The sequence below is a fragment of the Enterobacter cloacae complex sp. CARB60 genome, assembly GCF_036487345.1.
Taxonomy (GTDB): Bacteria; Pseudomonadota; Gammaproteobacteria; order Enterobacterales; family Enterobacteriaceae; genus Enterobacter; species Enterobacter asburiae_D.
This window is the reverse complement of sequence record NZ_JAZKLC010000002.1, coordinates 2,932,793-2,948,064: the sequence shown is the minus strand read 5'-3', so window position 1 is coordinate 2,948,064 and position 15,272 is coordinate 2,932,793. Positions and strand designations below refer to the sequence as shown.

Here is a 15,272-nt window from a genome sequence, read left to right as displayed (position 1 = left end):
CATTAAAATGGATCGGATCGATATAAGCACACAAAGGGGGAAGTGCTTACTTATTATGAAACATAAACCACAGATGATGAAAATGCGTTGGTTGGGTGCTGCAGTGGTGTTATCACTGTATACCTCATCGGCACTGGCCTTTAACATCGACGATGTCGCAAAACAGGCAAAATCGATGGCAGGCAAGAGCTACGAAGCGCCGAAAAGTAACTTGCCCTCCGTTTTCCGCGACATGAAGTACGCGGACTATCAGCAGATCCAGTTCAATCACGACAAAGCGTACTGGAACAATATAAAGACCCCGTTCAAGCTTGAGTTTTATCATCAGGGTATGTACTTCGACACGCCTGTTGCCATCAATGAAGTGACGGCGACAGCAGTACGCAAGATCAAGTACAGCCCGGATTACTTCAATTTTGGCAATGTGCAACACGACAAAGATACGGTGAAAGACCTGGGCTTCGCGGGCTTTAAGGTGCTTTACCCGATCAACAGCAAAGATAAAAACGACGAAATCGTCAGCATGCTGGGTGCCAGCTATTTCCGCGTCATTGGCGCGGGGCAGGTGTACGGGCTTTCTGCGCGTGGTCTGGCTATTGATACCGCGCTGCCATCAGGTGAAGAGTTCCCACGTTTTCGTGAGTTCTGGATTGAACGTCCAAAACCAACGGACAAACGTCTGACCATTTATGCGCTGCTGGATTCCCCGCGTGCAACCGGTGCCTATCGCTTTGTGATTATGCCGGGCCGTGACACGGTGGTTGACGTGCAGTCCAAGGTTTACCTGCGTGATAAAGTGGGCAAACTGGGCGTTGCACCACTGACCAGCATGTTCCTGTTTGGGCCGAACCAGCCGTCTCCGGCAACCAACTTCCGCCCGGAACTGCATGACTCCAACGGTCTGTCTATTCATGCCGGTAACGGTGAGTGGATCTGGCGTCCGCTGAATAACCCGAAACATCTGGCTGTTAGCAGCTACGCGATGGAAAACCCGCAAGGTTTCGGCCTGCTGCAGCGTGGTCGTCAGTTCTCCCGCTTTGAAGATTTGGACGATCGCTATGATCAGCGCCCAAGCGCCTGGGTCACGCCAAACGGTGACTGGGGTAAAGGTAAGGTCGAGCTGGTAGAAATTCCAACCAACGACGAAACCAACGATAACATCGTCGCTTACTGGACACCGGATCAGCTGCCGGAAGCCGGTAAAGAGATGAACTTCAAGTACACCATTACCTTCAGCCGTGATGAAGATAAGCTGCATGCGCCGGATAACGCGTATGTGATGCAGACTCGCCGCTCAACGGGTGATGTGAAGCAGTCTAATCTTATCCGTCAGCCTGACGGTACCGTGGCGTTCGTCGTGGACTTCGCAGGCCAGGATATGAAGAAACTGTCACCGGATACCGCCGTTGCCGCTCAGGCCAGCATCGGTGATAACGGTGAAATCGTTGAAAATACCGTGCGTTACAACCCGGTAACCAAAGGCTGGCGTCTGACCCTGCGCGTGAAAGTGAAAGATCCGAAACAGACCACTGAAATGCGTGCTGCGCTGGTCAGTAACGATCAGCCGCTGAGTGAAACCTGGAGCTATCAGCTACCTGCCAATGAATAATACATCTGAATATATTGATGCCATGCCGCTGACGGATATTGAAAAAGCGGCACTGCCTAAGAGCGACATCCGCGCGGTTCACACCGCGCTGGATGGTGAACATCATACGTTTTCTCGTGATGATGATACGCCGCTCGGGTCAGTCAAGGCGCGTCTGGAGCAGGCCTGGCCGGACTCGCTGGCGGAAGGGCAGTTGATTAAAGACGATGAAGGACGCGATCAGCTTCAGGCGATGCCGAAGGCCACGCGTTCCTCTATGTTCCCGGATCCATGGCGCACCAACCCGGTGGGTCGCTTCTGGGATCGCCTGCGCGGGCGTGATGTGACGCCGCGCTATCTGTCGCGCCTGACGAAAGAAGAGCAGGCGTCCGAACAGAAATGGCGTACCGTGGGGACAATCCGTCGCTATATCCTGCTGCTTCTGACGCTGGCGCAGACCGTCGTCGCGACCTGGTACATGAAAACCATCCTGCCTTACCAGGGCTGGGCGTTTATCAACCCGACGGACATGATGGGCCAGGACATCTGGGTCTCCTTCATGCAGCTGCTGCCGTATATCCTGCAAAGCGGCATTCTCCTGCTGTTCGCGGTTCTCTTCTGCTGGGTCTCGGCCGGTTTCTGGACCGCGCTGATGGGCTTCCTGCAGCTGCTGATGGGGCGTGACAAATACAGCATTTCAGCGTCAACGGTCGGGGATGAACCCCTCAATCCCGAGCACCGTACCGCGCTGATTATGCCTATCTGTAACGAAGACGTTGACCGCGTATTCGCGGGCCTGCGTGCTACCTGGGAGTCCGTAAAGGCGACCGGCAACGCAGAGCATTTCGACGTTTACATCCTGAGCGACAGCTACAACCCGGATATCTGCGTGGCTGAACAAAAAGCGTGGATGGAGCTGATTGCTGAAGTGCAGGGCGAAGGTCAGATCTTCTACCGCCGTCGCCGCCGTCGTGTGAAGCGTAAAAGCGGTAACATTGATGACTTCTGCCGTCGCTGGGGTAACCAGTACAGCTATATGGTGGTGCTGGATGCTGACTCCGTCATGAGCGGAGACTGCCTGAGCGGTCTGGTGCGCCTGATGGAAGCCAACCCGAACGCGGGCATTATTCAGTCTTCGCCAAAAGCGTCCGGCATGGACACCCTTTATGCGCGCTGCCAGCAGTTCGCCACCCGTGTTTACGGGCCGCTGTTTACGGCGGGTCTGCACTTCTGGCAGCTGGGTGAGTCGCACTACTGGGGCCACAACGCCATTATCCGCGTGAAGCCGTTCATTGAGCACTGTGCGCTGGCGCCGCTGCCGGGTGAGGGTTCGTTTGCGGGTTCCATTCTGTCGCATGACTTCGTTGAAGCAGCGCTGATGCGTCGTGCTGGCTGGGGCGTCTGGATTGCCTACGACCTCCCGGGATCGTACGAGGAGCTGCCGCCAAACCTGCTGGACGAGCTCAAGCGTGACCGCCGCTGGTGTCACGGTAACCTGATGAACTTCCGCCTGTTCCTGGTAAAAGGGATGCACCCGGTTCACCGTGCGGTGTTCCTGACGGGCGTGATGTCTTATCTCTCCGCACCGCTGTGGTTTATGTTCCTCGCGCTCTCCACTGCGCTACAGGTCGTCCATGCGCTGACGGAGCCGCAATACTTCCTGCAACCGCGCCAGCTGTTCCCGGTGTGGCCGCAGTGGCGTCCTGAGCTGGCGATTGCGCTGTTTGCCTCCACCATGGTGCTGCTGTTCCTGCCTAAGCTGCTCAGTATCATCCTGATCTGGTGCAAAGGCTCGAAAGAGTACGGCGGTTTCTTCCGCGTGACCCTTTCTCTGCTGCTGGAAGTGCTGTTCTCCGTGCTGCTGGCGCCGGTACGTATGCTGTTCCACACCGTGTTTGTGGTCAGTGCGTTCCTGGGCTGGGAAGTGGTCTGGAACTCGCCGCAGCGTGATGATGACTCCACGCCGTGGAGTGAAGCCTTTATGCGCCATGGTTCTCAGCTGCTGCTGGGTCTGGTGTGGGCGGCCGGGATGGCCTGGCTGGATCTGCGCTTCCTGTTCTGGCTGGCGCCGATTGTCTTCTCGCTGATCCTGTCGCCGTTTGTGTCCGTAATTTCCAGCCGTTCAACGGTGGGGCTGCGAACCAAACGCTGGAAACTGTTCCTGATCCCGGAAGAGTATTCCCCGCCGCAGGTGCTGGTGGATACCGATCGTTATCTGGAACAGAACCGCAGTCGCTCGCTGGATGACGGCTTCATGCACGCCGTGTTTAACCCGTCATTCAACGCCCTGGCAACGGCAATGGCGACGGCGCGTCACCGTGCCAGCCAGGTGCTGGAGATTGCTCGCGATCGTCACGTTGAGCAGGCGCTTAACGAGACCCCGGAAAAACTCAACCGCGACCGTCGACTGGTGCTGTTGAGCGACCCGGTGACAATGGCGCGACTTCACTACCGCGTGTGGTCCGCTCCGGAGAAATACTCTTCGTGGGTGAGCTACTATAAGGACGTGAAGCTGAATCCGCTTGCACTGAAGGCGAAGTAAGTTGTTAAGCAGGGCGGGTAAGCGAAGCGCCACCTGCCAGATAAAATACCGGCTGTGAGGCCGGTATTTTTTTAGAGGTTAGAGATGAGAATAATCATCGTCGTCATGATGGCATGCCTGCTCAGCGGCTGCGGCAGTATCATCAGCCGCACCATTCCAGGGCAAGGCCATGGGAATCAGTATTACCCGGGCGTAAAATGGGATCTCCGTGATTCCGCATGGCGCTACCTGACCGTGCTCGATCTGCCGTTCTCGCTGATTTTCGACACGCTGTTGCTGCCGATCGATGCCAGCCACGGCCCTTACGAATAGCGTAAATTACCGCTCGTCCCACTCATCGGCAGCGGTTTGACCTTCTTCCGTATCCAGCGGTGGCTCGAGCTGAAACTCGCCCTCATCCCACTCGTGCAGGGTGTTCTCCTCCAGCCATTCCTGCCGAAGTTCGATTTCGTCATAGTCGCCATCAAAGACGGCCTGCGCACCTTCACCGCTTAATATCGGCAAACATTCCCCTTCTTCCCCTTCATCGGCAAAGAATTCGGCCTGCCACATAATATCCCCGTCCTGCAGAACGTATTTTTGGATATTAAGCTGTTGCACGTCAGCATCTTCTTCTTCAACGCCGGGGTTGTCGGCGAGGAACTCTTCACGAGCGGCATCAATAGCTTCTTCCAGCGTGGCGTACATGGTCATTGGTGTCTCCCTGTTTTCCAGAAGGTTTCAGGGAAAGAATAGCTGAATATAAGATTCTGCAAGTATGAATGCGAAAATAAGCCGTCAGGCGTTCGTCTTATTCCGTCGCGGGTCGTAACGCGCGGGATAAACTGAACCACGAATAAATGGCATTGAACAACACGACGCCCGCCGTCACGATAAAGACGGCGCGAAAACCGAAACTGGCGGAGATCCCTGCCCCGAGAAGCGGTCCGGTGACGTTGCCGATATCCCGGAATGACTGGTTATAGCTGAAGATACGCCCGGCAATCTGGTTCGTGGAGTTGTAGACCAGCAGGGTCTGTACGGCGGGCAGCAGCGCGCCGTCGGCGGCACCCAGCAAAAAGCGAAGTAAGCCCAGCTGCCATGGCGTTTGCACCAACGACATCGGGATAAGCAGCAGGACGGAAATCACCAGCGCGCAGATCAGGATTTTTTCCGGACCCACCCGGTCCCCCAGTTTTCCCAGCCTCGGGGCGCTCAGCAGCGCCGCCACGCCGGGTACGGAGGCAATCAGCCCGCTGATGAACGCAATATTGCTGACGTTACCCGCCAGGTCGCGAACGTACAGCGTCAGAATAGGGGCAATTGACCCGGTAGCCACCTGGATAATCATTGTCGTCACGAACAGGCTCAGCACCAGTCTGGGATTTTTAAGCGAGGTCAGCACCTCTCTGGCGTGGAGCATCTCTTTTTTGGCAACAGGCGTGAAGTTTTCACGAATACAGAGCAGGGTGACGATAAAGCACAGGAAAAGCACGCAGGCGGTGATGAAAAAGACCGGGCGCAGGCCGTAGTTATCCGCCAGTAATCCACCGGCCAGCGGTCCCAGCAGAGCACCGCTCACGCCGCCGGTGGAGAGTGTCCCTAGCGCCCAGCCGCTCTTATGGCGGGGAATTTGCGTGGCTATCAGGGCGTTCGCGTTGGGAATAAATCCTCCCAGCAGGCCCAGCAGCGCGCGCAGGATCAGAAACTGCCAGACGTTCTGCGCCACGCCCATCAGCGCCATGATAATGGCCATCCCCAGCGCCGAGCGCAGCAGCATGATTTTACGTCCCTTGCGATCGGCAAGGCCGCCCCAGAAGGGCGAGGCTATCGCGGAAAAGAGAAACGTGATGCTGAATACCAGGCCAGACCACATATTGAGCGCGCTGTGGCCCGTCACGCCCAGCTGTTCGACGTAGAGCGGCAGGAAGGGCATGACCAGGCTAAACGCCGCGCCGGTAAGAAAACAGCCAAGCCACGCAACCGTGAGGTTACGCTTCCAGTTTATGGGGGCATCTGAGGGTGACATAACAATCCGCATAATGAGGTGCAGAGCACCTGAAGCATAAAGTAATAAGCCTGCTAATTATGCGCCTGGGTTATGAATGCCGCAATGAGGAGGAGCTTTTAAAGCTAAAACGGCATGCGGCCCTGAGGGCCGCAGGAGGATTAATAGCGGGACGGCGTGCCTTGTGGCCGGGTTTTAAAACGGCGGTGCAGCCACATGTACTGCTCGGGCGCCAGCATAATGCACTTCTCCACAACGCTGTTCATCCAGCGCGCGGTGGTTTCTGCATCGTCAAGCGGCGGCGCGAGTTCCGGCTCCAGCATCATCAGCTCGTAGCCTGAACCATCCGGCTTACGGCGGGGAACAAAAGGCACGATGGCGGCTTTGGACATGCGCGCCAGCATCCAGGTACCGGTCGTTGTGGCGGCCTCTTCAACGGCGAAGAAGGGGACAAATACGCTGGCCTGTGGGCCATAGTCGTGGTCGGGTGCATACCAGACCACTTCACCGGATTTCAGCGCGCGGATCATGCCCTTCAGATCCTTGCGGTCGATCATGCTTTTGTTGGAGCGCATGCGGCCGTTGGTCTGGATTAAGTCGATGACCGGGTTATCGTTAGGACGATAAACGCCAATGCCGGGCGCCAGCATGCCGAACATGCGCGCCCCGATTTCCAGCGTCAGGAAATGGACGCCGATCAGCAGCACGCCCGTCTGATTGGCCTGAAGCGTATGCACCGGCTCCATGCCGGTCCCCGTCACCTCGCTCCAGCGGGCCATGCGTTTGTCCGGCCAGAACCACGCCATACCGGTTTCCATGAGCCCCATCCCGACGGATTCGAAATTCTTCGCGACCATATCGTGACGCTCTGACTCGCTCATCTGCGGAAAACATAGCTCAAGATTGCGGTACGCGATTCTGGCGCGACGCTTCATAAACAGTTGCGCGAAACGGCCCAGAAATTTACCCAACCGAAAAATAACAGGGTAGGGAAGCTGTACCAGAAGCCATAAAAAGCCGATGCCAAGCCAGGTCAACCAATAGCGGGGATGCAAAAGGGCGGCAGTAAATTTTGGTAACTGGGTCATGTCTATCCTGTTTTTCAAACGTCCTGTTTTGCTAGTGTCTCATTTTTTGAGACGTAGCCAAAATATCTGCTTTCGAAGCGTGCACGAATACAGCAATTGTTAAGCCTGATTAATCAGGGTGTGTGAAATGTAGCGTAAATTGTGTGGATGTAAATTGGTTTTGTTTGCTATATGATGCCGACCGATTTTTCATTCTCTCTAACGATTCCAGGACTGTACACCATGCCAGTGTTACACAACCGCGTGTCGAATGAGATGTTAAAAGCGCGCATGTTGGCTGAAACCGAACCGCGCACAACCATCTCTTTCTACAAATACTTCACCATCAACGATCCGCAGGCGACCCGCGATGCGCTTTATCAGGCGTTCACGGCGCTGAACGTCTTCGGCCGCGTCTACCTTGCCCGTGAAGGCATCAACGCGCAAATTAGCGTACCGGAAAGCAAAGTCAGTGCCTTCCGCGACGTGCTTTATCAGTTCGATCCGGCCCTCGACGGCTTGCGCCTGAACATTGCCCTGGACGATGACGGGAAATCCTTCTGGGTGCTGCGCATGAAGGTGCGTGAGCGCATCGTGGCGGACGGTATCGACGATCCTGAGTTTAACGCGGCGGATGTCGGTGAATATCTGAAGGCTGCGGAAGTGAATGCGATGCTGGACGATCCGGATGCCGTGTTCATTGATATGCGTAACCACTATGAGTACGAAGTGGGGCATTTCGAGAACGCGATGGAAATCCCGGCCGACACCTTCCGCGAGCAGCTGCCCAAAGCGGTCGAGATGATGCAGGAACATAAAGATAAAAAGATCGTTATGTACTGCACCGGCGGTATCCGCTGTGAGAAAGCCAGCGCGTGGATGAAGCACAACGGCTTTAATAAGGTCTGGCATATTGAAGGCGGCATTATCGAGTACGCCCGCCGCGCCCGCGAGCAGGGTTTACCGGTACGCTTTATCGGGAAAAACTTTGTCTTTGACGAGCGTATGGGCGAGCGTATTTCCGAAGACGTGATTGCCCAGTGCCACCAGTGCGGTGCGCCGTGCGATACCCATACCAACTGCAAAAACGACGGGTGCCATCTGCTGTTTATTCAGTGCCCGGCCTGTGCCGAGAAGTTTAACGGCTGCTGCAGCGAGCTGTGCAGCGAAGAGAGCATCCTGCCGGAAGAAGAGCAGCGTCGCCGTCGCGCAGGACGTGAAAACGGCAACAAGATTTTCAATAAATCACGCGGCCGTCTGAATACCAAACTGGGTATCCCCGACCCGGAATGATAATAACGCCCGGCACGGCAAAAGCCTGCCGGGCGAATCTATTATGATTTCTGCTGTACACCTTCAACGGAAATAACCAGCTCAACGTCCTGAGACGCCGGGCCTAAATCCGTTGTGATATTAAAATCTTTCAGGTGAATTTTACCCGCCGCTTCAAAACCTGCGCGTTTACCGCCCCACGGATCGTCACCCTGACCCAGTAATTTAGCATCAAGCGTGACCGGTTTTGTTACGCCATTAAGCGTCAGGTTGCCGGTAATATTCAGCTTATCACCCTCTTTTTTCACTTCCGTGGAGGTGAAAGTAGCCTGTGGATATTTCCCGACATTGAGGAATTCCCCGCTGCGCAGATGTTTATCACGTTCAGCATGATTGGTATCCACGCTGTTGGTATTAATGGTCACGTTGACCTTGTCGGCGGCAGGATTTTTCTCGTCAAAGGTGAATGTACCGTCAAAATCCTTAAAGGTACCGTACAGCCAGCTGTATCCCAGGTGCTGAATACGGAAATTGACGAAAGCGTGCTGGCCCTCTTTATCAATTTTATAATCGGCCGCCACGGCGGAACCGGCGGTGAATAACAGAGAACCCAATGCGATACCCAGCAGGTGTTTTTTCATTTTATGCTCCAGAGTCAACTGACGAGCGGCCAAGCATGCGCTTTAGCGTATCGTCTTTATCAATAAAGTGGTGTTTGAGGGCGGCCAGCCCGTGCAGTACAGACAGGATCACGACGCTCCACGCAAGCCAGAGGTGAACGACCCCTGCGGTGTCGGCCTGAGCGCCCGCATCGCTGAGCGTTGCCGGGACGTCAAAAAGGCCAAAGACGCTAATCGGCTTACCGTCCGCCGTTGAGATAAGGTAGCCGCTGATCAGGATGGCGAAGAGCAGCGCATAGAGCGCGATATGCGCGGCAACTGCACTCAGGCGGGTCATTTTACCGTGGGTCTTCGGCGCGGCGGGCGGCGGGGAAACATGCCGCCAGATTACGCGAAAAACCAGGCCCAGCATCAGGAGGACGCCAATGCTTTTATGTAACTCCGGTGCCTGGTGATACCAGCCATCGTAATAGCTGAGCGTGACCATCCAGAGCCCAAGTCCAAACATACCGTAGACGGCGATAGCAAATATCCAGTGCAAAGCTATGGATATTATTCCGTAGCGCCGGGAGGAGTTACGCAATTGCATCAGAATGTCCATTTTCAAATTAACCGAAGGGTAAAAATGAACGGGAAGATGTGATATTGCAACTGAAATAATTGTCTATTGATTTTTATTTTATTTATTTCAGCGCTTTTGAACAGGATTGATAAAGGTAATTCAATGTCTTCGTGCAAGATGAAATTGAGAGTTTCAATAAAATTAAATTAATGTCAGTTATTGTCAGTTTTGCTTTTCAATAAAATACAATGTAAACAAAATCAATAATGGCCAGCAGCGCCCACAATAAGATATAGAGCATAAAATGCTCGCGAATATTATTCATCAGAAAACTAACGATCCTGCGCATAACGCCCCGTAATGCAGTGTGAATGAAACGGGCCCCGGGACGTCCGGAGCCCGTAGCGGATTATCCGTTAAAACGCGAGAGTGAGAAGGACGTCAGATCAAACTGCGGCGTGATACCCTGGGCAAACTGCGCGGCGATTTCACCCAGCACGGAAGCGAATTTAAAGCCGTGGCCGCTCAGTCCGGTGATAAGCAGGGTGCTGTCATGCCCGGGCAGCGTATCAATGATGAAGTCTTCATCCGGCGTGTTGTCGTAGGTACAGGCCGCGCCATACAGCAAGCCACCGACGCCTGGAAGAACAGTACGCAGGAACGAGAAGGCTTCCGAACCATCCTGTGGGAAAGCGCCGAAAGGCTTACGCTCTTCAGGGGAGGTGATAGCCTGGCCACCGTTGTGTTTACCGATTTTCAGGGCGTCTTTCTCGGAAGGGAAACCGTAGAACTGATCGCCATTCGGCAATTCGCCGGTGAAGGCCGGGAATTTATTCTGCGCGCTGTAGCGACCATCCGACTGGAACCAGGAGAAGACCTTGCGCACCGGCTGGATCGGCAGTTCCGGCAGCAGGCGAGTGACCCAGGTTCCTGCGCTGACGAGCAGGCGGGACGCTGAATAGTTGCCGTCAATCGTCGTTACCGTGACGCCATTCTCGTCATGGGTGATGGCCTCCACCGGACAGTTAAACAGCTGCGCACAGCCGGCTTTCGCGGCAAGACCGATCCAGGTTTTGATCGCCGTTTCACAATGCAATACGCCGGAGTGGGCTTCAAAGAGGCCAATGTAATCGTCCGGGACGGTAATTTCAGGCCAGCGCGCGGTAATGCCCGTGGCGTCCAGCTTCTCAACAACGAGATTAAAGGCTTTCGCGCTGCGCTCGACGCTGGCGAGAAAATCAGAATGGGCAGGGCCAAGGTTGATAAGGCCTGTGCGCTCGAAAATACGCTCTTCGGTCTGTTTCGCCAGCTCGTCCCACAGCGTCTGGGCGCGAAGCACCAGCGGTACATAGCGCTCGCCTTCTCCATACGCATGGCGCATGAGGCGGGTATCGCCATGATGGCTGCCCTCCGCATGGGGAGGAAGATGGGCATCGATCATCAGGACCTTCAGGCCTGCCTGTGTTGCGTAATAACCGGCGGCGGAACCCACGGAGCCGCTACCAATAATGATTAAGTCGTATCTCATATGCATCTCGTAAACTGATGTTTTGTTAGCAGAGTAATTAACAACGCGGGGTTAGACAAGGGAGAAATAAATAAGGCACCGCGAGGGTGCCTGTAGAGAGAAAAGTGGGCATAAGCTTAGTGCCGTTTATACTCATTTTCCTGATAGTCGCCAGATTCTATTTTTGCAATACCTGCCTCTAAAATAGAAATAAACTGACGGGCGACGTCTGTTGTAAGCCACAGCGTCTGTCCAACTTCCGCTTCTTCACGGTTGAGTTGATTCGGGGTCTGGTAGTGCAAACGCAGCATCAGCGCATCGTAGCTATCTACGGTACTGATATCCCAGCCAACAAGTGGATGGGTCTGGATCACTTCACTATTCTTTTCCATTATAACCCCCTTAATGCGTGTTAGAAGACAACGGCTTTGAGGTTCAATGCATGTTTTTCTGAAAGCATCTTCAGTATACCAAGTAATAAGGGTTCCGAAGGGAAAAATAAACAGGTGGCAACACATTTTTCTGCTTTTTAGGATTGTTCGAACAATAAAACACCATCTTGTTCACGATTCTTAAAGAAGATGCCGAATTAATTTGAACTTACCGAATTTTTAGGCAAAAAAAAGCCGGGGCGACCCGGCAAAAAAACACAATGAGGGAGCAGTGTTAATCTGTGATAAACCAGTCGTCTGCGCTTTCCCACGTTTCCTGCAGGATTTCACTGATGCGGTCTTTATCTTCTTTCGCAGCACCCATGACGGAGAGGTTGTTCGCCGCGGCGTAACGCACCGTTACGGCACCGGCGTTGTCGGGAAAAGTGTTGTTAATACGGCGGGATAATTCGCCTGCCAGTGCATCAAGCGCGCCGGCAGGCAGAACGGTTGTTTTGGCTATGGTGACTTCAATACGCATAAATGCCCCCTGTGTAATATACTGTTTATTTATACAGGCATATTGTCGGTTTGACAACAAGGGGCATTGATTTTTTAACGTTTTACCGTCCAGTTGACGGTTTCGCCCGCCAGGAAGGGGATCAGCGTGTCATCCGTCAGCGCAATGGACTCCTCAACGTGGCTCGCTTTACGCTCCAGTTCGATGAAGGTGTCATTGACCGGCAGGCCGTAGAAGCGCGGGCCGTTAAGGGAGCAGAACGCTTCGAAATGTTCCAGCGCGTTCATCTCTTCAAATACGGTCGCGTAGCTGGCAAGCGCCGTTGGGGCGTTGAAGCAGCCTGCGCAGCCGCAGCTCGCCTCTTTACGGTGGCGGGCGTGAGGCGCGGAATCTGTGCCGAGGAACGCGCGGGAGAAGCCGCTGGCAACCAGCTCGCGCAGCGCCTGCTGGTGGATGTTGCGCTTGAGAATCGGCAGGCAGTACAGGTGAGGGCGCACCCCGCCCACCAGCATGTGGTTACGGTTAAACATCAGGTGCTGTGGCGTAATGGTGGCGGCGATAAGTTCGTTGCCGTCACGCACGTACTCTGCCGCGTCTTTGGTGGTGATATGCTCAAAGACCACTTTAAGCGCGGGCAGGCGCTGGCGCAGAGGCTCCATCACGGTCTCGATAAAGCGGGCTTCACGGTCGAAGATGTCAATCTCGGCATGCGTGACTTCACCATGGACCAGCAGCGGCATGCCCAGTTTCTGCATGCGTTCCAGAACCGGCATGATGGCATCAATGCTGGTGACGCCGTGGCTGGAGTTGGTGGTGGCATTCGCCGGGTAGAGTTTCGCCGCCGTAAATACGCCTTCGTTAAACCCACGCTCGACTTCGTTTGGGTCCAGCGAGTCGGTCAGATAGCAGGTCATCAACGGGGTAAAATCGTGTCCCGCAGGCACGGCATCCAGAATGCGCTGGCGATAGGCGATCGCGGCATCGACGGTGGTGACTGGTGGAACCAGGTTAGGCATGATAATCGCGCGGCCATAAATTTCGCTGGTATAAGGCACGACGGTTTTCAGCATATCGCCATCACGCAGATGGATATGCCAGTCGTCAGGGCGGCGGATTTTAAGAACCTGGGGTTGTGCAGTCATGGAAGCTCCGGCTTGTCAGGAATCAGTCATAAGGATGGCTGTTTTTGCCGGACACAAATCATAAGCGGAAACGTTTTCGTTTGCACACTTTTCCGTAAAAAAAAGGGCGCCGCAGCGCCCTTCAGGTTAATCGGTGAAAGGAATGATAATTTCTCCCGGTTTCACCTCTATCCCTTTTGCATATTTTTTCGCCAGAGCTTCACCCTTGCTTTTGTCTTCGCTTAGGACGTACGCGGGCTGCTGGTTAAAATAATTACGCAGCGACTGGTTGAGATAGGGCATCAGGGTTTGCAGAACCGGTGCCATCTTGTCCGGCGAAACCTGCGCATCGACGACTTCCATCTCCTGGAGGAAAATCGCCCCTTTCTCTTTGTTGAACACTGGGAGTGCCTTCAGCTTGAGCTTGATGTTGGCTTTCTGATTGCCAAAGAGGGATGACATATCAAGATCCGCGTCACCGGCCAGGGTGACTTTGTTTGGTTCTTCACGTCCGATCTGGCTGGTCAGATTCGTGAGCACGATATGCGCGTCCGCTAGCCCCGGCACGCCAATGTCTTTAGAAAAATTGTTATGTTTTTCCAGCGCCTGATTAATTTCCTGTTCACTGACGGTATATTGCGTGAGCTGGTTACAGCCAACCAGCAGACCGCTGACAACTAATGCCGCGGCAAAGACAATTTTCTTCATAGTGTTCCTCAACGAAAAATCGGCGCTTCTGTCCTGTTACGCCAGTATGTCAGTGTGAATTGGCAGAAACCAGCAGAAAAAACTGAGAAGTGGGGCGGGAGGGGCTCCCGCCCGAGGGAAAGGCTACGCGCCAGGTTCGAGCATCCCGCTCGCGCTGCGTTTCTGGCTGAACTGCCACCACAGGGCAAGGAGCGTCATAAAGCCCACCGCGCCGAGCATCATCCACGGGAGTTCGGGCTGGTTTAACGCTTTGCCGGCGTCAAACAACCAGCCGCCACCGGCGTAACCTAATGCGCCGCCAAGCGCCAGCCCCAGCCGGCTGAAACCCATATAGCTGCCGCGCGCACGCGCATCCGCAAGCGAGGCGCTTAGCGTTTCACGGGCAGGTTCGGCGATGATCGACCCTATGTAGAACGTGCAAATCAGCGTAAACAGCTGCTGGAGAGAGTTCACCAGGCCGATTGGCATCATGCTCAGCGTCATCAGGAACAGCCCGGCCATCAGGCGATGCTCCAGACGAAAACGCCGCTCGCTCCAGCGGGCTATCGGATAGAGCAGCGTCAGGGAAAGTGCGGCTTCAATGGCGTACATCCATTTAACGGCCGCCGGCGTGCCCGCAATGTCGTTAACCATGATCGGCAGCATCAGCATGACCTGCACAGCCAGCATGTAGTAGCCCGTCAGGGTCAGCACATAGGTGACAAAACGTTTGTCGCGCAGGACGCGGCCAAGCCCTTCCCGGACCGGCGCTTTGACCGTCGACAGTTTCCAGGCGGGCAGGAACAGGCCATTAAACAGCGCGCACAGAATAAAGAGCACCGCCCCCGCCGCGCAGACCAGTCGGAAGTCATACTGCAGCAGCCAGCTTCCCAGCAGGGCGCCGATAACCGCCCCGGCACTGTCCTGCATCATCAGAATCGAGAAGAAACGACCGCGATGCTGCGGGCGAATCAGCTTCACCACCAGCGCGGTGCGCGGCGGATCGAACAGCGTGCCCCCGATACCGGAGAGGAAACAGGAGAACCAGAGCAGCCAGGGCTCCTGGGCGACCGCCATCGTGGCAAAGCCTGCCGCGCGCAGCAGCATACCGGTAACGATCATCGGCTTAGCGCCAAAGCGGTCGGCAATGGCCCCGCCAAAGACCCCCAGGCCCTGCTGGACAAACTGGCGTAACCCCAGGGCAATGCCAACCATTAATGCCGCCCAGCCCATCTGATCGACAAAGCGAATCGATATCAATGGAAAAACGACAAAAAAGCCGAGCACGACCAGCATGTTATCGACGAGCAGGAAATATTTACCCAGGCTCCTGGCCTGTGATACGCGGGACATTTTCCCTCCAGGGAAAATAAGAAGGTGAGCACGCTAACATTCTGCGGTGTCGCCGCGTTTTTTCCCACCCCTGGG

16 protein-coding genes are annotated in these 15,272 nt (G+C 54.9%); 4 read left to right on the top strand and 12 right to left on the bottom strand.

The features are described from left to right. Positions 1–73: 73 nt before the first annotated feature. The 3 genes from mdoG to V4835_RS15120 all read left to right on the top strand — a co-directional run bounded on the left by mdoG (position 74) and on the right by V4835_RS15120 (position 4,442). Positions 74–1,609 carry a glucans biosynthesis protein MdoG gene (gene mdoG / locus V4835_RS15130; RefSeq protein ID WP_080460236.1) on the top strand — a complete coding sequence of 512 codons (1,536 nt, stop codon included), beginning with the start codon at positions 74–76 and terminating at the stop codon, positions 1,607–1,609. Further along, positions 1,602–4,130: a glucans biosynthesis glucosyltransferase MdoH gene (gene mdoH / locus V4835_RS15125; RefSeq protein WP_331412660.1), complete on the top strand. Its 2,529-nt coding sequence runs from the start codon at positions 1,602–1,604 to the stop codon at positions 4,128–4,130. Before mdoG ends, mdoH begins: the two co-directional genes overlap by 8 nt. An 84-nt stretch (positions 4,131–4,214) precedes the next feature. After that, positions 4,215–4,442 (top strand): YceK/YidQ family lipoprotein, encoded by a 228-nt coding sequence (locus tag V4835_RS15120; RefSeq protein WP_024908995.1) that lies wholly within the window; start codon positions 4,215–4,217, stop codon positions 4,440–4,442. Between the two features lie 6 nt (positions 4,443–4,448). On the opposite strand, the gene V4835_RS15115 is transcribed toward V4835_RS15120, so the two are convergent. The 3 genes from V4835_RS15115 to V4835_RS15105 all read right to left on the bottom strand — a co-directional run bounded on the left by V4835_RS15115 (position 4,449) and on the right by V4835_RS15105 (position 7,205). Next, positions 4,449–4,823 carry a MysB family protein gene (locus V4835_RS15115; protein WP_023311118.1) on the bottom strand — a complete coding sequence of 125 codons (375 nt, stop codon included), beginning with the start codon at positions 4,821–4,823 and terminating at the stop codon, positions 4,449–4,451. A 97-nt stretch (positions 4,824–4,920) separates the two neighbouring features. Continuing rightward, complete coding sequence (gene mdtG / locus V4835_RS15110; RefSeq protein ID WP_331412659.1) at positions 4,921–6,138, bottom strand: multidrug efflux MFS transporter MdtG; 1,218 nt, start codon at positions 6,136–6,138, stop codon at positions 4,921–4,923. Positions 6,139–6,278: 140 nt separating this feature from the next. Then, positions 6,279–7,205: a Kdo(2)-lipid IV(A) acyltransferase gene (locus tag V4835_RS15105; RefSeq protein WP_331412657.1), complete on the bottom strand. Its 927-nt coding sequence runs from the start codon at positions 7,203–7,205 to the stop codon at positions 6,279–6,281. Between the two features lie 222 nt (positions 7,206–7,427). Here V4835_RS15105 and trhO point away from each other — a divergent pair, with 222 nt between their 5' ends. Continuing rightward, positions 7,428–8,477, top strand: a complete 1,050-nt coding sequence (trhO, locus tag V4835_RS15100) for an oxygen-dependent tRNA uridine(34) hydroxylase TrhO (protein WP_023335250.1) — start codon at positions 7,428–7,430, stop codon at positions 8,475–8,477. A gap of 41 nt (positions 8,478–8,518) precedes the next feature. On the opposite strand, the gene V4835_RS15095 is transcribed toward trhO, so the two are convergent. The 9 genes from V4835_RS15095 to mdtH form a co-directional block, all read right to left on the bottom strand. Beyond that, the gene (locus V4835_RS15095; RefSeq protein WP_063145758.1) at positions 8,519–9,097 is read right to left on the bottom strand and encodes a YceI family protein; all 579 of its coding nucleotides are present in this window, start codon (positions 9,095–9,097) and stop codon (positions 8,519–8,521) included. Position 9,098: 1 nt separating this feature from the next. Next, positions 9,099–9,665, bottom strand: coding sequence for a cytochrome b (locus tag V4835_RS15090; RefSeq protein WP_331412655.1), 567 nt, complete (start codon positions 9,663–9,665; stop codon positions 9,099–9,101). Positions 9,666–9,873: 208 nt separating this feature from the next. Further along, positions 9,874–9,987, bottom strand: coding sequence for a YceO family protein (locus V4835_RS15085; protein ID WP_032638658.1), 114 nt, complete (start codon positions 9,985–9,987; stop codon positions 9,874–9,876). Between the two features lie 60 nt (positions 9,988–10,047). Further along, positions 10,048–11,166, bottom strand: a complete 1,119-nt coding sequence (gene solA / locus V4835_RS15080; RefSeq protein WP_331412654.1) for an N-methyl-L-tryptophan oxidase — start codon at positions 11,164–11,166, stop codon at positions 10,048–10,050. Between the two features lie 116 nt (positions 11,167–11,282). Next, complete coding sequence (bssS, locus tag V4835_RS15075; protein WP_008500827.1) at positions 11,283–11,537, bottom strand: biofilm formation regulator BssS; 255 nt, start codon at positions 11,535–11,537, stop codon at positions 11,283–11,285. Positions 11,538–11,811: 274 nt separating this feature from the next. After that, positions 11,812–12,057 (bottom strand): DNA damage-inducible protein I, encoded by a 246-nt coding sequence (gene dinI / locus V4835_RS15070; protein WP_028012694.1) that lies wholly within the window; start codon positions 12,055–12,057, stop codon positions 11,812–11,814. Positions 12,058–12,131: 74 nt separating this feature from the next. Continuing rightward, entirely contained in the window at positions 12,132–13,178 is a 1,047-nt protein-coding gene (gene pyrC, locus V4835_RS15065; protein ID WP_331412653.1) for a dihydroorotase, read from the bottom strand. Between the two features lie 126 nt (positions 13,179–13,304). Continuing rightward, the gene (locus V4835_RS15060) at positions 13,305–13,865 is read right to left on the bottom strand and encodes a lipoprotein (RefSeq protein ID WP_023311126.1); all 561 of its coding nucleotides are present in this window, start codon (positions 13,863–13,865) and stop codon (positions 13,305–13,307) included. Between the two features lie 123 nt (positions 13,866–13,988). After that, positions 13,989–15,197, bottom strand: a complete 1,209-nt coding sequence (mdtH, locus tag V4835_RS15055; RefSeq protein ID WP_063144660.1) for a multidrug efflux MFS transporter MdtH — start codon at positions 15,195–15,197, stop codon at positions 13,989–13,991. Positions 15,198–15,272: the final 75 nt, after the last annotated feature.